This window comes from Variovorax sp. GW821-FHT09D04 (assembly GCF_059416405.1).
In genome coordinates, this window is sequence record NZ_JBWKPA010000002.1 from 571,310 (window position 1) to 592,844 (window position 21,535).

Genomic DNA, 21,535 nt, shown 5'->3' on the forward strand with positions numbered 1-21,535 from the left:
CGCTCAGGGCGCGGGCGTGCCCGAAGGCTTGGCGTCTTTGCGGATCTGCACCCACTCGGGGTGGATCTGCCGCGCCATGCGCTGCGGCTCGCGCTCGTCGAGCGCCGCGGGCGCGAGCCCGAAGCCGGCCAGGTCGCCGCGCGTCCACAGCCAGTAGCCCGCGTTGGCGGCGAGCAGGGCGATGAGGACCAGGCGCAGCTTCATGCCCTCGCTCAGAAAGACATGCCGCGCGGGCGCACGCTCACCTCGTCGCTCGAGATCAGTTGCAGGCCGGCGTCGGTGCGCACCTGCAGTTCGCCGCCCCAGGCCACGCCTTCGCACAGGCCGGCGGTGCCGTCGCTGAGCGTCACCTCGCGCCCGCGCAGCACATCGCGCGCCGCGAAGCGTTCGGCAAAGGGCGCGAAGCCGTGGGCCTCGAAGGCGAGCACGCTGCGCACCAGCGGCTCGGCCAGCGACAGCAGCACCTCGGGCGCGGACGCGTCGGGCTGCCACTGGCGCAGCCAGGCCGGCGGCGTGCGCATGCCGTCGCCCTCGCGCGGGCCGATGTTGATGCCGATGCCCACCACGAGGTAGCGCGCGGCATCGGGCCGCGCCGTCTGCGGCATCGCCGTTTCGATGAGGATGCCGACCAGCTTGCGGTCGTTCACCCAGATGTCGTTGGGCCACTTCAGGCCGACCTGGTGCGCGCCCGTCGGGTCGAGGCTTTCGGCCACGCTCACGCCCACGGCCAGCGACAGGCCCGACCAGTCGGCCGGCGCCAGCGGCATGCCGAGCGAAAAGGTGAGGGAGGCGGGCGCCTCGGGCTGCTGCGCGCTCTGCCACGGGCGGCCGAGGCGACCGCGCCCGGCCGTCTGGCGCTCGGCCACGAGCAGCACGGGGTCGGTGCGGCCGGCGCGCGCGCGGCGCATCAGCTCGGTGTTGGTGGAATCGATTTCGGCCACGGCCTCGACCGCGAAGCCGGGCAGCAGCGGCGCGACCGTCGCGGCGATCCGGTCTTCGAACCAGGCGCTGGCCGGCGTCGTGGCCATCGTCAGTCTCCGGCGGCGGCCGGGGCGTCGCCCTTGGACTTCTTCTTGCCGTCGGCCTTTTTCTTGTCGGCCTTCTTGTCCGATTTTTTCTTCTCGGCTTTCTTTTCAGCCTTCTTCGCTTCCTTGGCCTCGGCCTTCTTCTTCTCGGCTTTTTTCTTGGCCTTCTTCTTTTTCTTCTTGTCTTTTTCTTCGTCCTCGTCCTTGGGCGTCAGCAGCGTGCCGCGGCACATCTCGGAACCACACCAGCACGGGAACTCGGACAGCAGCTTCTCGGTGTACGGCTCGTCGATGATCAGGCCGTAGTCGTAGTTCAGTTCCTCGCCGGCGGCGATGTTTCTCAGGGCCTTGATATAAACGCGCCCATCGACTTCGTCGGCCTCGCAGTTCGGCTCGCACGAGTGATTGATCCAGCGCGCGTCGTTGCCCTTCACATTGCCGTCGATCACGCGGCCGTCGTCGATGTGGAAGTAGAAGGTGTGGTTCGGCTGGGTCGGGTCGTGCGGGTGGCGGCGCAGCGCCTCTTTCCAGCTGATGACCTCGCCCTTGTATTCGATCAGCGTTTCACCTTCGGCCAGGTCCTGCAGGGCGAACACGCCGTTGCCGTGGACGTCCGAGCGGCGCATCTGGATGCGCCGGCCACCGGAGCGCGTGGCGGCGGACCGGGCCTCGGGCTCGGTCACGGGGACGGCTTCCTTGTCGCGGCCGGCGGAAAGTGGGGATTTGGAAGGCATCGCCGAAGTCTGTTAGGTTGAATATGCACACATGCGTGTGCGCGCGTGCGCACGCGGAAGCCGCAGAGTATAGAGAGCCCTCAGATGACAAAGACTTTGGTAATCGCAGAAAAGCCGTCGGTGGCCCAGGACATCGTCCGGGCCCTCACGCCGGTGGCCGGCAAGTTCGACAAACATGACGAGCATTTCGAGAACGACACCTACGTCGTGACCAGCGCCGTGGGCCACCTGGTCGAGATCCAGGCCCCGGAGGAATTCGACGTCAAGCGCGGCAAGTGGAGCTTCGCCAACCTGCCGGTGATCCCGCCGCACTTCGACCTCAAGCCGGTCGACAAGACCAAGACGCGCCTGAACGCCGTGGTCAAGCAGGCCAAGCGCAAGGACGTGACGCAGCTCATCAACGCCTGCGACGCGGGCCGCGAGGGCGAGCTGATCTTCCGCCTCATCGAACAGTACGCCGGCGGCAAGAGCCCGCTGGGCAAGCCGGTGAAGCGGCTATGGCTGCAGTCGATGACGCCGCAGGCGATCCGCGACGGCTTCGACGCGCTGCGCACCGAGAAGCAGATGCAGGGCCTGGCCGACGCCGCGCGCTCGCGCTCCGAGGCCGACTGGCTGGTGGGCATCAACGGCACGCGCGCCATGACCGCTTTCAATTCGCGCGACGGCGGCTTCTTCCTCACGACCGTGGGCCGCGTGCAGACGCCCACGCTGTCGGTGGTGGTGGAGCGCGAGGAGCAGATCCGCAAGTTCGTCTCGCGCGAGTACTGGGAAATCCACGGCAGCTTCGCGGCCGAGGCCGGCCAGTACCCCGGCAAGTGGTTCAACCCCGACTGGAAGAAGGCCAACGCGCCGCTCCTGGCCAACGGCGAACCCGATGCCGAGCAGCGCGCCGACCGCGTGTGGTCCGAGCAGGAAGCCCGCGCCATCGCCGACGCCTCGCGCGGCAAGCCCGCCACCGTCACCGAAGAGAGCAAGCCCACCACGCAGGCCTCGCCCGCGCTGTTCGACCTGACCTCGCTGCAGCGCGAGGCCAACGGCCGCTTCGGCTTCAGTGCCAAGACCACGCTCGCGCTCGCGCAGAGCCTGTACGAACGCCACAAGGCGCTGACCTACCCGCGTACCGATTCGCGCGCACTGCCGGAAGACTATCTGCCGGTGGTCAAGCAGACCATGGAGATGCTCGCCGGCAGCGGCATGAAGCACCTGGCGCCGTTCGCGCAGCAGGCGGTCGACGGCAACTACGTCAAGCCGAACAAGCGCATCTTCGACAACGCCAAGGTGTCGGATCACTTCGCTATCATCCCGACGCTGCAGGCCCCGAGCGGCCTGAGCGAGGCCGAGCAGAAGCTGTATGACTTCGTGGTGCGCCGCTTCCTGTCGGTGTTCTTCCCGAGCGCCGAGCACCAGGTGACTACGCGCATCAGCACGGTGGAGCAGGGCGGCAAGAAGTACCCCTTCCGCACCGACGGCAAGGTGCTGGTCAAGCCGGGCTGGCTCGCCATCTACGGCAAGGAAGCCCAGGACGACGAGAAGGAAGACGACAAGGACGGCAAGCGCCTCGTGCCGGTGAAGCCGGGCGAGATCGTGCAGAACGAGTCGGCCGACCTCAAGGGCCTGAAGACGCGCCCGCCCGCACGCTATTCGGAAGCCACGCTGCTGGGCGCCATGGAAGGCGCCGGCAAGACGATCGACGATGACGAGCTGCGCGAGGCCATGCAGGAGAAGGGCCTGGGCACGCCAGCCACGCGCGCGGCCACCATCGAAGGGCTGATCGCCGAGAAGTACATGCTGCGCGAAGGCCGCGAACTCATCCCGACCGCCAAGGCCTTCCAGCTCATGACGCTGCTGCGCGGCCTGGGCGTGGAAGAACTGTCCAAGGCCGAACTCACGGGCGAGTGGGAATACAAGCTCGCGCAGATGGAGAAGGGCGCGCTGAGCCGCGACGCCTTCATGCGCGAGATCGCCGAGATGACGGAACACATCGTCAAGAAGGCCAAGGAGTACGACCGCGACACCGTGCCGGGCGACTACGCCACGCTCGCCACGCCCTGCCCGAACTGCGGCGGCGTGGTGAAGGAAAACTACCGCCGCTACGGCTGCACCGGCAAGAGCGGCACGGGCGAGGACGCCTGCGGCTTCTCGTTCGGCAAGTCGCCGGCGGGGCGCACCTTCGAGGTGGCCGAGGCCGAGCAGCTGCTGGCCAACAAGCACATCGGCCCGCTCGAGGGCTTCCGCTCCAAGGCGGGCTGGCCCTTCACCGCCGAGATCATCCTCAAGTACGACGGGGAAGAAGCGAAGAACTGGAAGCTCGAGTTCGACTTCGGCGACGACAAGAACGAAGACAGCGGCGAGATCGTCGACTTCAGCCAGCAGGACACCGTGGGCCCGTGCCCGGTCTGCGGCGCGCCGGTGTTCGATCACGGCAGCAACTACGTCTGCGAGAAGTCGGTGCCGACGAACGAGCAGCCGACCCCCAGCTGCACCTTCAAGACCGGCAAGATCATCCTGCAGCAGCCCGTCGAGCGCGACCAGATGGAAAAGCTGCTCGCCACCGGCAAGACCGACCTGCTCGACAAGTTCGTCTCGATGCGCACGCGCCGCGCCTTCAAGGCCTTCCTCACGTGGAACGCCGAAGAAGGCAAGGTGACCTTCGAATTCGCACCGCGCGAAGGCGGCAGCAAGTTCCCGCCGCGCAAGACCTTCGGCAAGCCGGCCGCCAAGACCGCGGCGGCCAAGAAGGTCGCGGCGAAGAAGACGCCCGCCGCCAAGAAGGCACCGGCCGAGAAGAAGGCAGCCAAGCCGCGCAAGCCGGGCGCGGGCCTCAAGCCCAGCGACTCGCTGGCCGCGGTGATCGGCGCCGAACCGGTGGCGCGCACCGAGGTCATCAAGAAGCTGTGGGACTACATCAAGGCCAACGGCCTGCAGGACGCAACCAACAAGCGCGCGATCAACGCCGACGCCAAGCTCAAGCCGGTGTTCGGCAAGGACCAGGTGACGATGTTCGAACTCGCGGGCATCGTGGGCAAGCACCTCTCGGCGCCCGACGCGGCCTGACGACGCATGCAGCGCCGACACCTCGCCACCGCCCTGTGTGCAGCGATGCTGCTGGGCGGCGCGGGCCTGGCCCAGGCCGCCGCGTGGCCTGACAAGCCCGTCAAGCTGGTCGTGCCTTTCCCACCCGGACAGGCCACCGACATCTTTGCCCGCGCGCTCGCCGAACAGCTCGGCAAGCGGCTGGGCCAGCCCGTGATCGTCGACAACAAGGCGGGCGCGGGCAGCAACATCGGCACCGAGTTCGTGGTGCGCGCGCCGGCGGACGGCTACACGCTGGTGGTGGCGGGCAGCGCGATGGCGGTGAACCAGACGCTCTACACCAAGCCGGGCTTCGACCCACGCCGCGACCTGGTCGGCATCTCGCTGATCGCGAAGGTGCCGCTGGTGTTCCTGGCCACGCCCGAGAGCGGCATCCGCACGCTGGCCGAGCTCACGGCGCGCGCCAAGGCCGAGCCCGGCAAGCTGAGCTACGCGAGCGCCGGCATCGGCGGCACGCAGCACCTGTCGGGCGAAATGTACAAATCGGCGGCGCATGTGTTCATCACGCACATTCCGTACCGGGGCAGCGGGCCGGCGCAGGCGGATTTCCTGGGCAACCAGGTACCGCTGATGGTCGACTCGGTGACGGCCGCGCTGCCGCACATCAAGTCGGGCAAGGCGGTTGCGCTGGCGGTGACGTCGGCCACGCGCTCGTCGCAACTGCCCGAGGTGCCCACCGTGCGCGAGAGCGGCGTGGCGGGCACCAAGAACTTCGAGGCCGTGGGCTGGCTCGGCCTGATGGCGCCGCGCGGCACGCCGCCCGAGATCGTGGCGCGGCTGAACCACGAAGTGACCGACATCTTGAAGAGCGAGCAGATGGCGCGCTTCATCCGCGACCGGGGCTCCGAGCCGGCGCCGACGACCGGTGCCGAGTTCGACCGCTTCGTGGCGAGCGAGATCGGGCTCTGGGGTGCGGCGGTGAAGGCTTCGGGCGCCAAGCCCGAGTAGCAGCTCAGGGCGGCGCAGCCAGCGGCAGCGCCGTCGCTTCCCCGCTGCGGTCGACCTCGGCCAGCAGCCAGTTGCGGAAATGATCCAGCGTGGCCAGCTGGCCGCGCCCTTCGGGGTAGCAGAACCAGTAGCCCTCGCTGCCCCGGTAGCCGCCGTTGGGCAGCGGCTCTTCCACCAGCCCCGACGTGATCTCGTCCTGCACCAGGCAGCGCGGCACCAGCGCCACGCCCATGCCGGCCATGACGGCGCGGATCATGGTCTGGAACTGGTCGAACTGCAGGCCGGCCAGCGGGTCGAGCCCGCGCACGCCGTGCGCCTCGCTCCAGTGCAGCCACGACTGCGGCACGCTCACATGGCGCAGCAGGGTGCAGCGCGCCACGTCCTGCGGCGTGCGGATGGCGGCCTCGGCCTGCGCGGCGCGCGGCGCGATCAGCGCCACGTCCTGCCCCGCGAGGTAGTGCGAGCGCGCGCCGGGCCAGTGGCCGTCGCCGAACAGGATGGCGCAGTCGAGCTCGGGCCGCTCGAAGTCGTAGCCGTGCACGAAGGGCACGAAATGCAGCGTGATCTGCGGATGGCGCTGCTGGAAATCGGGCAGGCGCGGAATCAGCCACTTGGCGCCGAAGGTGGGCAGGGTCGACAGGTGCAGCGCACCGCCACCGTCGCCGCTGGTGATGAGCTCCAGCGTGGCCGCCTCCAGCTGCGCCAGCAGGGCACGCACCGCCTTTTCGTAGCGCTCGCCGGCCGGCGTGAGCGCCAGGCGCTTGCGGCTGCGCTCGAACAGCGGCGCGCCGATCCAGCGCTCGAGCTCCTGCACCTGCTTGCTGACCGCACCCTGCGTGAGGTGCAGCGCCTCGGCCGCGCGCGAGACGCCGCCGAAGCGCACCACGGTGGAGAAGGCGCGCAGCAGGTTCAGGGGCGGGTTGAGGCGTCGCAGCGGCATGGGGGAGCCCATCAAGTCATTCCAGATTGGAATGATATCGGGTATATCCTTTGCTTCAGGTGAGCTGCAGCTTTGCACATTCACTCATCGTTCCATTGGAAGAACCCTCATGCAACGTCGTCATTTCCTCTCCACCCTGGCTGCCGTTTCTTTCGCCCCAGGAATATCTTTTGCCCAAGGCAAGCCGATCCGCCTGGTCGTGCCTTTCCCGCCCGGTGGCGCCACCGACATCACGGCCCGCGTGCTCTCCGAGCCCCTGGCCAAGATCCTCCAGCAGCCCGTGGTGATCGACAACCGCGCCGGCGCGGGCGGCTCGATCGGCATGGCCGAGCTGGCGCGCGCCACGCCCGACGGCCTGAGCTTCGGCGTGGCCACGCTGTCCACGCACGGCGTGAACCCGGCCGTGTACCAGAAGCTGCCCTACGACCCGATCAAGGGCTTCGCCGCCGTGACCGAGCTGGTGAAGGCGCCGGGCGTGATCGTCATCAACCCGGCCGTGCTGCCGGTCGGCAGCTTCGCGGAACTCGTGAAGTACCTGAAGGCCAACCCGGGCAAGGTGTCGTACGCCTCGCCGGGCAACGGCACCATCGGCCACATGTGGGGCGAGCTGTTCAAGAGCAGCACCGGAACCTCGATGGTGCACATCCCCTACCGCGGTGCGGGCCCGGCCATCAACGACGTGCTCGCGGGCCAGGTGCCGGTGTACTTCGACCAGGTGGCCTCGTCGCTGCCGCACGTGAAGGCCGGCAAGCTGAAGGCGCTGGCCGTGTCCTGGAGCGGCCGCCTCGACGTGCTGCCCGAGGTGCCGACGTATGGCGAACTGGGCTACGCGGCCAGCAACGACCCCTCGTGGTTCGGCATGATCGCGCCCGCCGGCACGCCGCCCGAGCTGGTGCTGCGCATGCAGCAGGCCGTGGCCACCGCGCTGAAGGACCCCGCGGTGCGCGAGCGCCTGGCGCTGCAGGGGCTGTACGCCTCGGGCACCACGCCGGCCGAGTTCACGAAGCAGATCGCGAGCGAGATCGAGAAGATGAAGAAGGTGGCCGCCTTCGCGCGCATCCGATTGGACTGACCGACACCGCCTATGCATCCAGTCCTGAAACTGATTCAAACCCGCGCCCAAGTGACGAGCGTCGCCGGGCACACCCCGCTGGTGCTGGACTCCCCGCACAGCGGCACCGTCTACCCCGAGGACTTCCGGCCCGTGTGCGAGCTCGCCACGCTGCGCCGGGCCGAAGACACCCACGTCGAGAAGCTCTACGCCTTCGCGAGCGACATGGGCGCCGCCTGGATCGAGGCGCACTTTCCGCGCAGCTACCTCGACGCCAACCGCGACATGACCGAGGTCGACACCACGATGCTCGACGGTCCATGGACCGACCCGGTGTCGACCGACCCGCGCGTGCTGTCGAAGGTGCGCCTGGGCAAGGGCCTGATCTGGAAGCTCACCGACGAGGGCCTGCCGATCTACGACCGGCCGCTCACGGTGACCGAGGTGCGCCAGCGCATCGACCAGTGCTGGCGCCCGTACCACGCGGCGGTGGCCCAGGCCATCGACGACGCGCATGCGCGGCACGGCTACAGCATCCACATCAACTGCCACTCGATGCCGGCCATCGCGGGCAGCCACGCCACCGACTTCCCGGGGCTGGCGCACGCGGACTTCGTGATCGGCGACCGCGACGGCAGCACGGCCGACCCGGCGCTGTCGCACAAGTTGTGCGAACACCTGCGCGCACGCGGCTACAGCGTGGACTACAACCACCCGTACAAGGGCGTGGAGCTGGTGCGCCGGCACGGCAACCCGGCGGCGAACCGGCACAGCATCCAGGTCGAGATCAACCGCAAGCTCTACATGGACGAGGCCACGCTGGCGCTCGACGAAGCCGGCGCCACGCGGCTGCAGGCCGACCTGCGTTCGATGGTCGAAATGCTGCTGGCGACCGACCCGCGCGTGGCAGGCTGAACACCGCCGCCCCTGCGGCGGCTGGTGTCTTTGTTACAGGGCGGCCGGAGCCCCCGGCCTATAGTGGGACGTCCTTAGTTTTCTGGAGTCCTGCCGTGAAGTCGATCCTTGCCGCCCTCGCCGTCCTTGCGACCGGTCTGCTGGTCTCGGGCTGCGCCGGCACCGCGCCGTCGCCGTCTTCGTCCTCCTCCACGTCTTCATCGGGCAGCGGCGTGACGGTGTTCGGCACCATCGACGCCGGCGTCAGCGGCACGACGAACAAGTCGTCGCGCTGAGCGAGAGCCTCAGGCGACTGTCGCCAGGTAGCCCCGCAGCGCATCGCGCAACTGGCGTGACAGCGTCTGCAGGTCGGGCCGCCCGCCCGTGCCGATGTGGGTGTGCGCGACCAGCCCGTAGATGATGGTCTGGCACACGCGCGCCGCTTCCTTCTTCTGCGGGGCGTCGGCCCCCACGTCGCCCGCCGCGTCCAGCACGCCCACCCATTCGGCCACGAAGCGGTCGTACATCTTGCGGTAGGCCTCGGGGCTGGAGAGGTGGCGCTCCAGCAGGTAGTGCGCGCCCCAGGCCACGGGCTGCGTGCGGTGCGCCTCGAGCTGCGCATCGATCACCGCGTCGACGATCTCGCGCCATGGTCGGCCTTCATTCGTGGCCACAACCGCGCGCATGTCCAGCAGCAGCGCCTTGGAACGCAGGTGCAGGCACACGCGCGCCAGGTCCTCCTTGTTCTCGAAGTACTCGTAGAAGCTGCCCAGGCCCGTGCCCGCCACGGCCACGATCTCGCGGATCGTGATGGCGGCGTAGCCCTTCTCGACCAAAAGCCGAACAAAGGCTTCCTGCAGCGCCTGCGAGGTGTGGCGCGCGCGGGACTGGCGCGGCTTCCTCCTCGGGGTGGCAGCGGGTGCGCGGGCGCGGGTCATGGCCGCCGAACCCGAACACCTCGCGGGCGGGTTGTTCCTAGAATTTTTGATCCCATCGAAAGGCATTCTGCAATGACCTCGCCCGACCGCGCCCCCGAGACAACGCCCCCCGCCGTCTACACCGGCGAGGGCGATGCGTGGCTGCCCGACGCGCTCTCGCGCGGCCCGTGGGACCCGCGCGCGCAGCACGGCGGCGCACCCGCCGCGCTGCTCGCGCACATCGCCGAACGCGCGGCGCCCGGCCCCGGCTGGCAGCTGGCGCGGCTCACGCTGGAGCTGGTGAAGCCGGTGCCGGTGGCGCCGCTGACCACGCGCACGCAGTCGCAGGCCTCGCGCGCCACGGTGCGCGTGGGCATCGACCTGCTCGCGGGCGACACGGTGGTGGCCCGCGCGCACGCGCTGCTGCTGAAGACATCGCCGCTGACCTTGCCGGCGAACCTGCCCGCGGGCGACGCGCCGCGTGAACTGCGCCCGCTGCCCGAGGACTGCACCGAGCGCCTGCGCATTCCCGGCCTGCCCGACGGCCTCTCGTTCCACCAGACCGCCGTCGAATCGCGCCTGGCGCAGGGCGACATCGCGCAGCCCGGCGCGGGCGCCGCGTGGTTCCGGCTGGCGGTGCCGCTGGTGCGCGGCGTGGCCACCTCGCCCGCGATGCGCGCGGCGGCGGCGGCCGACTTCGGCAACGGCCTGAGCTGGGTGCTGTCGCCCGCCGACTTCCTGTTCTCGAACGCCGACCTCAGCCTGAACCTGTTCCGCGTGCCCGAGGGCGAGTGGATCGGCCTGCGCGCCAGCACCGAGATGCACGCCGGCGGCGCGGGCCTCACCGTGTCCCACCTGTACGACACGCGCGGCCTCATCGGCCTCGCGACCCAGACGCTGGTGGTGCGCGAACGCGCCGCCGCCTGAACACGCCCTTCTTTCACCGATTCACGGAGACAACGCCATGACCATTCCCGGCATCCACCCCGACAACCAGGTCCCCGAGCTCAAGGACTACAACGTCTACACCAGCGACCCCGCCCTGCGCGGCGCGGTGGGGCGCGGCGGCGCCGCCTGGCGTGACGACGAGCTGGTGCGCCAGGGTGCCGAGTACGGCGCCGAGGCCACGCTGCGCGCCGCCGAGGACGCCAACCGCCACGAGCCCGAGCTGCACACGCACTCGCGCACCGGCACGCGCATCGACAGCGTACAGTTCCACCCCGCGTGGCACACCATGATGTCGATCGCGCGGCGCAACGGCATCGCCAACCTGCCGTTCTTCGACGAACGGCCCTCGGCCTGGGTGGGCTACGGCGCCTCGCTGTACATGCACAGCCAGATCGAGTCGGGCTCCACCTGCCCGACCACCATGACCAAGGCCTGCATCCCCGTGATGCGCCGCAACGCCGCGCTGTACGCCGACCTGCGCGACAAGCTCGCCGCCCACGTGCACGACCCACGCGACATCCCGCTCGAAGGCAAGACCTCGATGACCGTCGGCATGGGCATGACCGAGAAGCAGGGCGGCAGCGACGTGCGCACCAACACCACGCGCGCCGTGCCGGCGGGCAGCGGCCCGTGGGGCAGCGAGTTCCTCATCACGGGCCACAAGTGGTTCTTCTCGGCGCCGATGTGCGACGGCCACTTGGTGCTGGCCAAGACCGACGAGCACGGCTCCTCGTGCTTCTTCGTGCCGCGCTGGCGGCCCGACGGCAGCAAGAACGCGATCCACATCCAGCGCCTGAAGGACAAGGTCGGCAACCGCTCCAACTCCAGCAGCGAGGTCGAGTTCAAGGAGGCCTGGGGCGTGCTCGTGGGCGACGAAGGCCGCGGCATCCCGACCATCATCGAGATGGCCACCGTGACGCGCCTGGACTGCGCACTCGCCAGCGCCGGCTTCATGCGCCAGGGCTTCGCGCAGGCGCTGCACTACACGCGCAACCGCTTTGCCTTCGGCAAGGCGCTGGTCGACCAGCCCGTGATGACCGAGCTGCTGGCCGACATGGCGCTGGAAACCGAAAGCGCCACGCTGCTGGCGATGGAGCTGGCCTCGCGCTTCGGCTCGCCCGCGCCGCTGGACACGGCCTGGCGCCGCCTGCTCACGCCCGCCGCCAAGTTCTGGAACTGCAAGCGCGCGGTGGCGCTCACGGGCGAGGCGATGGAGGTGTTCGGCGGCAACGGCTACGTGGAAGACGGCCCGATGGGCCGCCTGTTCCGCGAGGCGCCCGTCAACTCGATCTGGGAAGGCTCGGGCAACGTGATGTGCCTCGATGTGCTGCGCGCCGTGTCGCGCAACCCCGACGACGCGCACCTCGTGCTCGACCACCTGCAGGAAGTGACCGCCGGCGAAGCGCGCCTGCAGACCGAGGTGCAGGCCCTGCGCCAGATGGTGCAGCTCGCGCCGCAAGACCTGGAACGCCAGGCGCGCCGCTTCACGCAGCGGCTGGTGCGCGCGGCGCAGGCCGGCTTGATGCTGCAGCACGCGAGCCCGCTCGCGGCGGCGGCGTTCGTGTCCAGCCGCTTCGATCCCGACTGGGGCCCAGTGACCGGCATCAGCGCCGGCACCAGCGACCCCGCGGCGCTGGTGCGCGCCGCCTGGCACTGAGCACGCGGAGACAACCCGGATGGATTTCGTTTCCCTGCTCGACCAGCACGCCCGCACCCAGCCCACCCACGAATGCCTGCGCGCCGCAGGCCGCGCCTGGACTTACGCCGACTTCGCCGACCTCTCGCGCCGCGCCGCCACCGTGCTGCGCGACCAGGGCGTGGGCCCTGGCGACAAGGTCGCGCTGCTGAGCTTCAACACGGTCGGTTTCGTCGCCGCGATGTTCGGCGCCTGGCGCCTCGGCGCGGCCGTGGTGCCGGTCAACCACAAGCTGCAGGCGCCGGAGATCGACTACGTGCTGGCCCATGCCGGCGTGCGCCTGTGCGTGGCCGACGGCACGCTCGCGGCGCAGGTCGCCGCGCGCATCGCGCACCGCTGCGACTGGCTCGCGACCGACAGCGCCGCCGACGGCCTGCCGATGTTCGACGACCTGATGGCGCAAGCCGCGCCGCTGGGCGGTGACGACACAAGCGCCCCGGCGCCCGGCACCGACACGCTGGCCCAGGTGCTCTACACCTCAGGCACCACGGGCAAGCCCAAGGGCTGCCTGCACAGCCACCGCAACGTCTTCATGGCGGCGGTGTGCACGGCGGCGGGCATGTCGCTGTCGCGCAACGAGCGCACGCTGGTCGCGATGCCGGTGTGGCATTCGTCGCCGCTCAACAACTGGCTGCTGGGCACGCTGCTGATGGGCGGCACCGTGGTGCTGCTGCGCGAGTACGCGCCCAAGGCCTTTCTCGACACGCTGGCCGAAGAGCGCATCACCTTCACCTTCGGCGCGCCCATCGCCTTCCTGGCGCCGCTGTCGGTGGTGCCCGACGTGCAACGCTACGACTTCAGCGCGATGCGCCTGTGGGCCTACGGCGGCGGCCCGCTCGGTGCCGACATGGCACGCAAGCTGGCCGACAGCTACCGCAGCGACCGCTTCGTGCAGGTCTACGGCATGACCGAATCGGGCCCGCTGGGCACGGTGCTCTACCCGGAAGACGCGATCGCCAAGGCCGGCTCGATCGGCCGCGCGGGCGTGCCCGGCGTGGCGATCGAGGTGCGCCACGCCGACGGCCGGCGCTGCGGCGCGGGCGAGGTCGGCGAGATCCACCTGCGTTCGCCGGCCGCGATGCAGGGCTACCTCGACAACCCGCAGGCGAGCGCCGAGGCCTTCGACGCCCAAGGCTGGTACCGCACGGGCGACCTGGCGCGCGTGGACGAGGACGGCTTCCTGTTCATCGTCGACCGGCTGCGCGACATGATCATCACGGGCGGCGAGAACGTCTATTCGAAGGAAGTGGAAGACGCGCTGGGCGCCCACCCCGACGTGCAGGACGTGGCCGTCATCGGTCGCCCGCACCCCGAGTGGGGCGAGACCGTGACGGCGGTGCTGGTGGCGCGCGGCGGGCGCGCGCTCGAGGCGCGCGAGCTGGTGCGTTTTCTCGAGGACCGGCTGGCGCGCTACAAGATCCCGCGCATCTTCGAAGTGCGCGAGAGCCTGCCGCGCACGGCGACGGGCAAGCTGCTCAAGCACCTGTTGCGCGACGCGGCGTGAGCGTTGAGCAGTGCAGTCGTTGATCGACCGGCACAACGACAGCGCTCAGCGGGCGCAGGACACTGGGTGCTTCCCGCAGCGAAATCAAGGAGGAGGCCGAAGGCCGGGGGACATTCGCGGAGGGAAGTACCCGGTGGCCTGTGCACGCGCCCCGAACAGCAACACTCAGCGCCGCAACAGCGCCTGCCGCAGCAACCGCGCCGCGCGGTTGCGAATGCGCCCCTGCATCTCGCGCATGCTGGTGCGCGGCGCCACGCGGGCGGTGGCGCAGGCCCACAGGAAGTCGTGCAGGATCGGCGTGTCGTCCACGGTCTCGGTGCTGCCGTACTTGTGGAACTCGGGGTGCCACTGGGTCGCCGCGATGTAGCCGCGCCCCTTCTCGGGCCGGCGGCGGATCGCCTCGGGCACGCGGTCGGGCAGGCTCCAGGCCTCGATCTCGAAGCCGGGCGCGAGCCCCTTGATGCCCTGGTGGTGGATGCTGTTGACGCGCGCCGTGCGCACCTCGGGGTACAGCTTCGCCAGGCGCGTGCCTTCGACGATCTCGATCTGGTGGAAGTTCTGGTCGTAGGTCACCGGGTCGCGGTGGCGCAGCGTCTCGGGGTGGCCGTGCTGCTCCTCGATGTCCTGGTAGAGCGTGCCGCCGAAGGCCACGTTGATCAGCTGCAGGCCCCGGCACACGCCGAAGATCGGCTTGCCGGCCTGCTCGAAGGCTTCCACCAGCGCGAGGTCGTACAGGTCGCGGATCTGGTCGCCGATCCAGGCGTCTTTCAGGGGCTCCTCGCCGTAGCTGCCGGGCCAGACATCGGCGCCGCCGTGCATCACCACGCCGTCGAGCCACTCGGCGTAGTGCGACAGCTTGGTGTCGCCGCGCGCCGTCTCGCCCGTGGGGCAGGGCACCATCACCACCATCGCGCCGGCCGACATGAGCCAGTGGGCGATCGATTGTTCGACGTACTGCAGCGTCTTGTTCGTGAAAAGCGAGCGGGCCGGGTCGGCGTGCGAGAAGCAGGCGGACAAGCCGATCTTGAGCCGGGCGGCGACAGGCTGAGACATGTCGATGGGTTCCCTGTGGACAAAGTTCATTGTGCGCCCATCGAACTTCGGTCGTGTGTCAGCCGAACCCCCGAAGTATGCTGTGCGGCGCATCAGGAGACACGCATGAAGACGATCAAGGGGCCGGGCATTTTCCTGGCCCAGTTCGCGGGCGACACGGCCCCGTTCCACTCGCTCGACGCCATCGCCGGATGGGCCGCGGGCCTCGGCTACAAGGGCGTGCAGATCCCCAGCTGGGACACGCGCCTCATCGACCTGAAGCGCGCCGCCGAGAGCAAGACCTACTGCGACGAGATCAAGGGCACGTTGGCAGGCCACGGCCTGGAGATCACCGAGCTCTCGACCCACCTGCAGGGCCAGCTGGTCGCGGTGCACCCGGCCTACGACGCGGGCTTCGACGGCTTTGCGGCGCCCGAGGTGCGCGGCAACCCCGTCGCGCGCCAGCAGTGGGCGGTGCAGCAGCTGCACCACGCGGCCAAGGCCTCGGCGAACCTCGGACTCACGGCGCACGCGACCTTCTCGGGCGCGCTGGCCTGGCCGTACCTGTATTCGTGGCCGCCGCGCCCGCCGGGCCTCATCGAGGAAGCCTTCGACGAACTGGCGCGCCGCTGGCGCCCGATCCTCGATGCCTTCGACGCCGTGGGCGTCGACGTGGGCTACGAGATCCACCCCGGCGAAGACCTGCACGACGGCGTGAGCTACGAGATGTTCCTGGAGCGCGTGGGCAACCATCCGCGCGCCTGCCTGCTGTACGACCCGAGCCACTTCGTGCTGCAGCAGCTCGATTACCTGGCCTACATCGACCACTACCACGAGCGCATCAAGCTCTTCCACGTGAAGGACGCCGAGTTCAACCCGACCGGCAAGCAGGGCGTGTACGGCGGCTTCCAGAGCTGGATCAACCGCGCCGGGCGCTTCCGCTCGCTGGGCGACGGGCAGGTTGACTTCAAGGCCATCTTCTCGAAGATGGCGCAGTACGACTTTCCGGGCTGGGCGGTGCTCGAATGGGAGTGCTGCATCAAGCACCCGGAAGACGGCGCGCGCGAAGGCGCGACCTTCATCCGCGACCACATCATCCGCGTGGCCGACCGGGCCTTCGACGACTTCGCGGCCGGTGGGGCGGACGTGGCGGCGAACCGGCGGATGCTCGGGATCTAACTCATCGAACGGATCGCGTCGTCGAGTATTTCCAGGCCGCGGTCGATTTCCTCCGGCTTCACATTCAGCGGCGGCGCGATGCGCCACACGGCCGCCATGCCGCCGACGGCCACGATGTTCATGCTCAGGCCGCGCGCCATGCAGGCGTCGGTGATGGCGCGGCCGCGCTCGGCGTCGGGCTCGCGGGTCTCGCGGTCCTTCACCAGCTCCACGCCCTGCAGCAGGCCGTGGCCGCGCACGTCGCCGATCACCTCGTGCCGCGCCTTCAGCGTGGCCAGGCCCCGGCTCAGCCGTTCGCCCATGGCGGCGGCGCGCTGGTTGAGCCCTTCTTCCTCGAGCACGTCGAGCACCGCCAGGCCGACCTCGGCTGGCAGCGGGTCGGACACGTGCGAGGTGACGTGCACAAAACCCTTCTCGTGGCAGTCCTGCTCGATCGCTTCGCTGGTGACCGTGGCGCCGATCGCCAGGCCGCCGCCCAGCGTCTTCGAGACGGTGAGGAAGTCGGGCACCACGCCCGCCTGCTCGAACGCGAAGTTGCTGCCCAGGCGGCCGAAGGCGGTCTGCGCTTCGTCCAGGATGAGCAGCATGCCGCGCTCGCGGCACTTGGCCTGCAGCTTCGGGAAGTAGCCGGCGGGCGGCACGATCACGCCGCCCGAACTCAGCACTGGCTCGGCAATGAAGGCCGCGAGCGAGCCGCTGGACTGCGCATCGACCATGTCGAAGCCGACATCGAGGCAGGCGGTGTCGCAGGCGTCGCGGCAATGGCGGATGGGGCAGCGGTAGCAGTTCGGCGCGGGGATCGACATGGTGCCGGGCTTGCGCGGCCCGTAGTCGACGTGGTGCCGGCCGGCGAAGGTGAGCGCAGCCATGCCGCCGTTCACGCCGTGCCAGCCGCCGTTCAGGCCCACGATCTCGTAGCGGCCGGTGGTCACGCGGGCCATGCGTGCGGCGGCCTCGTTGGCCTCGCCGCCGGTGGACAGGAACAGCGATTTCGACAGCGACGGCGGCAGCATCGCCGCCAGCCGCCCGGCCAGCGCCGGCACGGCCGGCCCGACGAAGCCGCTGTACAGGTGCAGCGCGCCTTCGCAGGCCTTCTCGATCGCCGCGACGATGCGCGGGTGGTTGTGGCCGATGGTGGCGCACATCTGGCCCGAGGTGAAGTCGAGGATCTCGCGCCCGCTCGCATCCCACAGCGTGGCGCCGCGCGCCTTGACGATGACATGCGGGCTCAGCCCCATGCCGTAGCGCACGAGGTGCTTGCTGACCACGGGGTCGTAGGTTGCGCCTTCGGCCATCGGATGCTCCTTGTTCGTCGGGGGAGCCCCAGCGTAGCCATCGGCCGCGAAATCCGGTGTCGTTGTGCGGGCCCGAAAACGAAGCCGATTGCGCGCACCTTGCGCCACACTGGCGGCACCATGAAAACCGGCACCCTCGATCGCATCGACCAGTGCATCCTGGCCGAACTGCAGGCCGACGCGGGCCTGCAGAACCAGACGCTGGCCGAGCGCGTGAACCTCTCGCCCTCGGCCTGCCTCAAGCGCGTGCAGCGGCTGCGACGCGCGGGCGTGATCCGCGAGGAGGTGGCGATCCTCGATGCCGCGCGCGTGGGGTTCCCGGTGCTGGTGATCTCGCGCGTGTCGCTGCGCAGCACCACGCGCGAGGCGATCGGGGCCTTCGAGCGCAAGGTGCATGCGCTGCCGCAGGTGCTGCAGTGCCACTGCGTGGCCGGCGAGACCGACTTCGTGCTGGTGATCTGCGCGCGCTCGCTGCCCGACTACCAGGCCTTCGCGCAGGAGCAGCTGGGCGACGCGCTGGAGCTGGAGAACTACTCGAGCGACATCGTGCTGTCGACCACCAAGTTCACGACCCGGCTGCCGCTGGACAGCGCCTGAGGGCGCCGCCGCTACAGCAGGCGCACCAGCCGCCGGATGGCACCGTCGATCTGCGACTCGGCGATCAGGCCGAAGCCGAAGGCCAGCCCGTTGGGCGCGTCAGGTGCCTGCGGGTCGGGCGCGAAACGCGACAGCGGCGGCAAGGTGATGCCGGCCGCCGCGGCGCGCTCGACCACCACATGGTCGCGCGCGCCGCCGTGCAGCCAGGCCGACAGGTGCAGGCCGGCATCGGACGGGATCGCCTCGAGCCGGCCCGCGCCGTGGCGCGCCAGCGCGTCGAGCAGAGCGCTGCGCCGTGCGCCGTACAACTTGCGCATGCGGCGGATGTGGCGCGCCAGGTGCCCTTCGGCGATGAAGGCCGCGAGTGCCTCCTGCCCGAGCACCGGGCCGTGCCAGTCGGCCAGCTCGCGCGCCCGCACCAGCGCCGCGCGGGCCCAGGGCGGCGCCACCACGAAGCCCAGGCGCAGCGCGGGAAACAGGCTCTTGGAGAAGGTGCCGACGTAGAACACCGAGCCGGCGCGGTCGAGCGTCTGCAGCGCGTCGAGCGGACGGCCGGCAAAGCGGAACTCGCTGTCGTAGTCGTCCTCGATGAGCACGGCGTTGCGCGCCCGCGCAAAGGCCAGCAGGGCGGCCCGGCGCGGCGGCGACATCGCCACGCCGGTCGGGAACTGGTGCGAGGGCGTGACGCAGACCACGCGCGCCTCGGGCGGGATGCGGTCCACGCACAGGCCTTCGTCGTCGGTCGGCACCGTGACCACCTTCGCGCCGGCGGCCAGCATGGCCTCGCGCAGCGAGGGATAGAACAGCTGCTCGACCGCCACCACCGTGCGCCCCGGCACCACCAGGATGCGCGCGAGCAACCCGAAGGCCTGCTGCGCGCCGGCCGTGACCACGATGTCGTCGGCCGTGCAGCCGACCGCGCGCGTGAACGACACGTGCGCCGCAATCGCCTCGCGCAGGGCGCCCTGGCCCTGCGGGTCGGCGTAGTCGGCGGTCTGGCGCGCCACGCGGCGCAGCGCGCGGTCGGACAGGCGGCGCCAGATGTCGAACGGAAAGGCGCCGACATCAGGCAGGCCGACGCGGAAGTCGTCGCGCGCGGCCCGCGGCTGCAGCGTGGGGGCGAGGTCGGCGCCGGGCACGTTCAGCGGCACCAGCCGCGGATCGCGCCGGGGCGCGGCGCCCGCCTCCTTGGGCGCGGCCCGGCCGCGCCGCAACGCGGGCAGCGTGTCGGCCACGTAGGTGCCGGAGCCCGGGCGCGCCAGCAGGTAGCCCTCGCTCAGCAGCAGGTCGTAGGCCGCCAGCATGGTGTTGCGCGACACGCCCAGCCGCTGCGCCAGCGCGCGCGTGGCGGGCAGGCGCGCGCCGGGCTGCAGCCGGCCATCGAGGATGGCGTCGCGCAGCTGGCGGTGCAGCGCGCGCAGCAGGTCGCGCGAACCGGCGGCCGGCAGGCGCAGGGCAAGCTCGAAAAGTGGCTCCATGATCTTTGCCGATTGTGGTTCTTTTGAAGAGCCGCCTGCAATCCTATTCTGGAGGCCTTGGAACACTTATCCATGGAGTCCTTCACCATGCACACCGCTCCTGAAACCTCACAGCAGCAACCGCCCGCCGAACGCCTGCCCCTGGGCCTGGCCTGGCTCGCGCTGGGCGCCTTCGCCATCGGCACCGAAAGCTTCATGGTCGCCGGCCTGCTGCCGGTGCTGGCGGCCGACCTGCAGGTCAGCGCCGCGCGGGCCGGCCAGCTGGTGCTGCTGTTCGCGCTGAGCTATGCGATCGGCTCGCCGCTGATGGCCGCGCTGCTCGCGCGCTTCGGGCGCCGCCCGCTGCTCATCGCCAGCCTGGCGACGTTCGCGGGCCTCACGGCGGCGGCCTCGATGGCGCACGGCATCGCGCAGCTGGCCCTGGCGCGCGTCGCGCTCGGGCTGGTGGCGGGCGTGTTCCTGCCGACGGCCAGCGCGGTGGCGGCGGCGATGGTGTCGCCCGCGCTGCGCGGCCGGGCGCTGGCCATCGTGACCGGCGGCGGCACCGTGGCGGTGGCGCTCGGCGTGCCGCTGGGCGCCTGGATCGCGGGCTGGGGCGGCTGGCGCACGGCCTACCTGCTGATCGCCGCGGTGGCGGCACTGGCCACCTGGGGCCTGTTCGTGGGGCTGCCGCGCACGCTGGCGCAGGCCCCCACTGACGCGGCCCCGCGCACCTCGACCTTCGCCGTGGCGCGCGAGCCCGGCGTGGCGCCGGCGCTGCTGGCCACGGTGCTGTGGGCCACGGGCGGCTTCAGCTTCTACACCTACATCGCGCTGTTCCTCGGGCACACGCTGGGCTTCGGGGCCGAGGGCGTGGGCGCGGTGTTCTTCGCGATCGGCGTGGCCGCCGCGCTGGGCACCGCGACCGGCGGCTGGGCCACCGACCGTTTCGGCGCCGACCGCATGGCGCGGGGCTTCGCGCTGGCGCTGGTGGTGATCATGGGCGGGCTCTCGTTCGCCGCGCAGATGCTGCCGCGCGGGCTGGCGCTGCCGCTGATCGTGGGCCTGTCGGCGCTGTGGGGCTTCGCCGGCTGGGGCTTCGGGCCGGCGCAGGCGGTGCGGCTGATCCGGCTGGCGCCCGATCGCGCACCGATGACGCTGTCGCTCAACGCCTCGGCGGTCTACCTGGGCATCGCGGCGGGCTCGGGGTTGGGCGGCGCGACGATCGCGTGGTTCGGCGTGAGCGCGGTGGGCTGGGTGGGCGCCGCCGCCCAGCTGGCGGGGCTGGTGCTGCTGTGGCGCGCGGCGCGGCGGGCCCGGTCGGCGGCGCCTGCGGCGTCGACGGTACCGGCCTGCGCCTGATCCTGCGGGTTGCTATATTTTCAATAGCTAAATTGATAGGATGGATGGCCCTTCGGGGCCTTTTTCATGCGAGCGTTGTTTTTAAGACAAGCAACTGTCATGCCCTGCAAGCTATAATGTCGGGTTCGTTTCGATACCACGACGAAGAATTTCGTCACCCCCGCCGGCCGATCTGCGTTGCCATCTGAATCCGGGATCCAGGATTCATCAGGCTTCTCGTTTCCAGCCCTCGGGCCACGCCGGCTTTCACAGTGTGTTGGAGCGCCAGACCGGGCGCCCATGAATGCCACCACTGCCTTCGTTCCTGTTGAAGCGAATCGCGCGTGCGGCGCGTCCGTTCTCACTAATTTTTCGGCATTGCGCGCCCCGCACCGGCACGCAGCGCCCCAGGCTTCATGGACACTTTCGCAACAGCATCGCGGTGGGCAGGTTTCTGCTTCCCGCACCGCAACGACAGATTCCTGGACGCCGGCTGACCCGCCGGCCGACTGAAACCAACACGCCCATCTTCATCTCCAACACACATCGAACGATTCAGAGGTAATCACACATGCCCAAGGAAGAACTGATCGAAATGAACGGCGCAGTGACCGAAGTCCTGCCCGACTCGCGCTACCGCGTCACGCTCGACAACGGCCACCAGCTGATCGCCTACAGCGGCGGCAAGATGCGCAAGCACCACATCCGCATCCTGGCCGGCGACAAGGTCTCGCTCGAGCTGTCGCCCTACGACCTGACCAAGGGCCGCATCACGTTCCGTCACCTGGAACGCCGCGGCCCCCCGCCGACCAACTCGGGCAACAACACGCCCCGCCGCTGAGCGACGCCCGGCCGGCCTTGCAGAGCGCCCTCCCGGAGGGGGC

General features: G+C 70.1%; 20 protein-coding genes. 12 read left to right on the top strand and 8 right to left on the bottom strand.

Annotation, left to right across the window (positions count from 1 at the left end; all coding sequences use genetic code 11):
• Positions 1–3 precede the first annotated feature (3 nt).
• From AC07O4_RS08905 to AC07O4_RS08915, 3 genes are read right to left on the bottom strand one after another with little or no spacing between them, the layout of a single operon-like run.
• Positions 4–204 carry a sporulation protein gene (locus AC07O4_RS08905; RefSeq protein WP_095948345.1) on the bottom strand — a complete coding sequence of 67 codons (201 nt, stop codon included), beginning with the start codon at positions 202–204 and terminating at the stop codon, positions 4–6.
• 8 nt (positions 205–212) lie between these two features.
• Positions 213–1,028, bottom strand: a complete 816-nt coding sequence (locus AC07O4_RS08910) for a biotin--[acetyl-CoA-carboxylase] ligase (RefSeq protein ID WP_492737545.1) — start codon at positions 1,026–1,028, stop codon at positions 213–215.
• Positions 1,029–1,030: 2 nt separating this feature from the next.
• Positions 1,031–1,759 (bottom strand): SET domain-containing protein, encoded by a 729-nt coding sequence (locus AC07O4_RS08915; RefSeq protein WP_492687074.1) that lies wholly within the window; start codon positions 1,757–1,759, stop codon positions 1,031–1,033.
• Positions 1,760–1,843: 84 nt separating this feature from the next.
• Here AC07O4_RS08915 and AC07O4_RS08920 point away from each other — a divergent pair, with 84 nt between their 5' ends.
• On the top strand, positions 1,844–4,813 hold the full coding sequence (locus AC07O4_RS08920) for a DNA topoisomerase III (protein ID WP_307695268.1): 2,970 nt from the start codon (positions 1,844–1,846) through the stop codon (positions 4,811–4,813).
• Between the two features lie 6 nt (positions 4,814–4,819).
• Positions 4,820–5,800 (top strand): tripartite tricarboxylate transporter substrate binding protein, encoded by a 981-nt coding sequence (locus AC07O4_RS08925; protein WP_495304321.1) that lies wholly within the window; start codon positions 4,820–4,822, stop codon positions 5,798–5,800.
• 4 nt (positions 5,801–5,804) lie between these two features.
• On the opposite strand, the gene AC07O4_RS08930 is transcribed toward AC07O4_RS08925, so the two are convergent.
• A complete protein-coding gene (locus tag AC07O4_RS08930) occupies positions 5,805–6,740 on the bottom strand; it encodes a LysR substrate-binding domain-containing protein (RefSeq protein ID WP_495304322.1) in 936 nt (311 codons plus the stop codon).
• A gap of 109 nt (positions 6,741–6,849) precedes the next feature.
• On the opposite strand from AC07O4_RS08930, the gene AC07O4_RS08935 reads away from it, so the two are divergent.
• The 3 genes from AC07O4_RS08935 to AC07O4_RS08945 all read left to right on the top strand — a co-directional run bounded on the left by AC07O4_RS08935 (position 6,850) and on the right by AC07O4_RS08945 (position 8,981).
• The gene (locus AC07O4_RS08935; RefSeq protein ID WP_062480391.1) at positions 6,850–7,812 is read left to right on the top strand and encodes a tripartite tricarboxylate transporter substrate binding protein BugE; all 963 of its coding nucleotides are present in this window, start codon (positions 6,850–6,852) and stop codon (positions 7,810–7,812) included.
• A gap of 12 nt (positions 7,813–7,824) precedes the next feature.
• On the top strand, positions 7,825–8,706 hold the full coding sequence (locus AC07O4_RS08940; protein ID WP_495304323.1) for an N-formylglutamate amidohydrolase: 882 nt from the start codon (positions 7,825–7,827) through the stop codon (positions 8,704–8,706).
• A 95-nt stretch (positions 8,707–8,801) separates the two neighbouring features.
• Positions 8,802–8,981: a hypothetical protein gene (locus AC07O4_RS08945; RefSeq protein ID WP_062480395.1), complete on the top strand. Its 180-nt coding sequence runs from the start codon at positions 8,802–8,804 to the stop codon at positions 8,979–8,981.
• Positions 8,982–8,990: 9 nt separating this feature from the next.
• On the opposite strand, the gene AC07O4_RS08950 is transcribed toward AC07O4_RS08945, so the two are convergent.
• Positions 8,991–9,623: a TetR/AcrR family transcriptional regulator gene (locus AC07O4_RS08950; RefSeq protein WP_495304324.1), complete on the bottom strand. Its 633-nt coding sequence runs from the start codon at positions 9,621–9,623 to the stop codon at positions 8,991–8,993.
• A gap of 72 nt (positions 9,624–9,695) precedes the next feature.
• On the opposite strand from AC07O4_RS08950, the gene AC07O4_RS08955 reads away from it, so the two are divergent.
• From AC07O4_RS08955 to AC07O4_RS08965, 3 genes are read left to right on the top strand one after another with little or no spacing between them, the layout of a single operon-like run.
• Positions 9,696–10,529, top strand: coding sequence for a thioesterase family protein (locus tag AC07O4_RS08955; protein ID WP_495304325.1), 834 nt, complete (start codon positions 9,696–9,698; stop codon positions 10,527–10,529).
• A gap of 37 nt (positions 10,530–10,566) precedes the next feature.
• Positions 10,567–12,207, top strand: a complete 1,641-nt coding sequence (locus AC07O4_RS08960; protein ID WP_495304326.1) for an acyl-CoA dehydrogenase family protein — start codon at positions 10,567–10,569, stop codon at positions 12,205–12,207.
• Between the two features lie 19 nt (positions 12,208–12,226).
• Positions 12,227–13,750 (top strand): class I adenylate-forming enzyme family protein, encoded by a 1,524-nt coding sequence (locus tag AC07O4_RS08965; RefSeq protein ID WP_495304327.1) that lies wholly within the window; start codon positions 12,227–12,229, stop codon positions 13,748–13,750.
• Between the two features lie 165 nt (positions 13,751–13,915).
• Here the strand turns inward: AC07O4_RS08965 and AC07O4_RS08970 are convergent, their stop codons facing one another.
• Complete coding sequence (locus AC07O4_RS08970) at positions 13,916–14,803, bottom strand: gamma-glutamyl-gamma-aminobutyrate hydrolase family protein (protein ID WP_095948354.1); 888 nt, start codon at positions 14,801–14,803, stop codon at positions 13,916–13,918.
• A 105-nt stretch (positions 14,804–14,908) separates the two neighbouring features.
• Here AC07O4_RS08970 and AC07O4_RS08975 point away from each other — a divergent pair, with 105 nt between their 5' ends.
• Positions 14,909–15,961 (top strand): sugar phosphate isomerase/epimerase family protein, encoded by a 1,053-nt coding sequence (locus AC07O4_RS08975; protein WP_495304328.1) that lies wholly within the window; start codon positions 14,909–14,911, stop codon positions 15,959–15,961.
• Here the strand turns inward: AC07O4_RS08975 and AC07O4_RS08980 are convergent.
• Positions 15,958–17,256: an aspartate aminotransferase family protein gene (locus AC07O4_RS08980; protein WP_495304329.1), complete on the bottom strand. Its 1,299-nt coding sequence runs from the start codon at positions 17,254–17,256 to the stop codon at positions 15,958–15,960. The genes AC07O4_RS08975 and AC07O4_RS08980 overlap by 4 nt on opposite strands.
• 120 nt (positions 17,257–17,376) lie before the next feature.
• On the opposite strand from AC07O4_RS08980, the gene AC07O4_RS08985 reads away from it, so the two are divergent.
• Positions 17,377–17,853 carry an Lrp/AsnC family transcriptional regulator gene (locus AC07O4_RS08985; protein WP_159274176.1) on the top strand — a complete coding sequence of 159 codons (477 nt, stop codon included), beginning with the start codon at positions 17,377–17,379 and terminating at the stop codon, positions 17,851–17,853.
• 11 nt (positions 17,854–17,864) lie between these two features.
• On the opposite strand, the gene pdxR is transcribed toward AC07O4_RS08985, so the two are convergent.
• Complete coding sequence (gene pdxR, locus AC07O4_RS08990) at positions 17,865–19,331, bottom strand: MocR-like pyridoxine biosynthesis transcription factor PdxR (protein WP_495272657.1); 1,467 nt, start codon at positions 19,329–19,331, stop codon at positions 17,865–17,867.
• 87 nt (positions 19,332–19,418) lie between these two features.
• Here pdxR and AC07O4_RS08995 point away from each other — a divergent pair, with 87 nt between their 5' ends.
• Both AC07O4_RS08995 and infA read left to right on the top strand, forming a co-directional pair.
• The gene (locus AC07O4_RS08995; RefSeq protein WP_495304330.1) at positions 19,419–20,672 is read left to right on the top strand and encodes an MFS transporter; all 1,254 of its coding nucleotides are present in this window, start codon (positions 19,419–19,421) and stop codon (positions 20,670–20,672) included.
• A 550-nt stretch (positions 20,673–21,222) separates the two neighbouring features.
• Positions 21,223–21,492, top strand: a complete 270-nt coding sequence (gene infA / locus AC07O4_RS09000) for a translation initiation factor IF-1 (RefSeq protein WP_062482563.1) — start codon at positions 21,223–21,225, stop codon at positions 21,490–21,492.
• The last annotated feature ends 43 nt before the right edge of the window (positions 21,493–21,535 follow it).

Coding starts and splice junctions, on each gene's coding strand:
- AC07O4_RS08985 (WP_159274176.1), top strand. CDS start 17,377: ATGAAAACCGGCACCCTCGATCGCATCGACCAGTGCATCCTGGCCGAA.
- AC07O4_RS08970 (WP_095948354.1), bottom strand. CDS start 14,803: ATGTCTCAGCCTGTCGCCGCCCGGCTCAAGATCGGCTTGTCCGCCTGC.
- AC07O4_RS08980 (WP_495304329.1), bottom strand. CDS start 17,256: ATGGCCGAAGGCGCAACCTACGACCCCGTGGTCAGCAAGCACCTCGTG.
- pdxR (WP_495272657.1), bottom strand. CDS start 19,331: ATGGAGCCACTTTTCGAGCTTGCCCTGCGCCTGCCGGCCGCCGGTTCG.
- AC07O4_RS08930 (WP_495304322.1), bottom strand. CDS start 6,740: ATGCCGCTGCGACGCCTCAACCCGCCCCTGAACCTGCTGCGCGCCTTC.
- AC07O4_RS08935 (WP_062480391.1), top strand. CDS start 6,850: ATGCAACGTCGTCATTTCCTCTCCACCCTGGCTGCCGTTTCTTTCGCC.
- AC07O4_RS08975 (WP_495304328.1), top strand. CDS start 14,909: ATGAAGACGATCAAGGGGCCGGGCATTTTCCTGGCCCAGTTCGCGGGC.
- AC07O4_RS08920 (WP_307695268.1), top strand. CDS start 1,844: ATGACAAAGACTTTGGTAATCGCAGAAAAGCCGTCGGTGGCCCAGGAC.
- AC07O4_RS08915 (WP_492687074.1), bottom strand. CDS start 1,759: ATGCCTTCCAAATCCCCACTTTCCGCCGGCCGCGACAAGGAAGCCGTC.
- AC07O4_RS08960 (WP_495304326.1), top strand. CDS start 10,567: ATGACCATTCCCGGCATCCACCCCGACAACCAGGTCCCCGAGCTCAAG.
- AC07O4_RS08955 (WP_495304325.1), top strand. CDS start 9,696: ATGACCTCGCCCGACCGCGCCCCCGAGACAACGCCCCCCGCCGTCTAC.
- AC07O4_RS08925 (WP_495304321.1), top strand. CDS start 4,820: ATGCAGCGCCGACACCTCGCCACCGCCCTGTGTGCAGCGATGCTGCTG.
- AC07O4_RS08910 (WP_492737545.1), bottom strand. CDS start 1,028: ATGGCCACGACGCCGGCCAGCGCCTGGTTCGAAGACCGGATCGCCGCG.
- AC07O4_RS08995 (WP_495304330.1), top strand. CDS start 19,419: ATGCACACCGCTCCTGAAACCTCACAGCAGCAACCGCCCGCCGAACGC.
- infA (WP_062482563.1), top strand. CDS start 21,223: ATGCCCAAGGAAGAACTGATCGAAATGAACGGCGCAGTGACCGAAGTC.
- AC07O4_RS08905 (WP_095948345.1), bottom strand. CDS start 204: ATGAAGCTGCGCCTGGTCCTCATCGCCCTGCTCGCCGCCAACGCGGGC.
- AC07O4_RS08950 (WP_495304324.1), bottom strand. CDS start 9,623: ATGACCCGCGCCCGCGCACCCGCTGCCACCCCGAGGAGGAAGCCGCGC.
- AC07O4_RS08965 (WP_495304327.1), top strand. CDS start 12,227: ATGGATTTCGTTTCCCTGCTCGACCAGCACGCCCGCACCCAGCCCACC.
- AC07O4_RS08940 (WP_495304323.1), top strand. CDS start 7,825: ATGCATCCAGTCCTGAAACTGATTCAAACCCGCGCCCAAGTGACGAGC.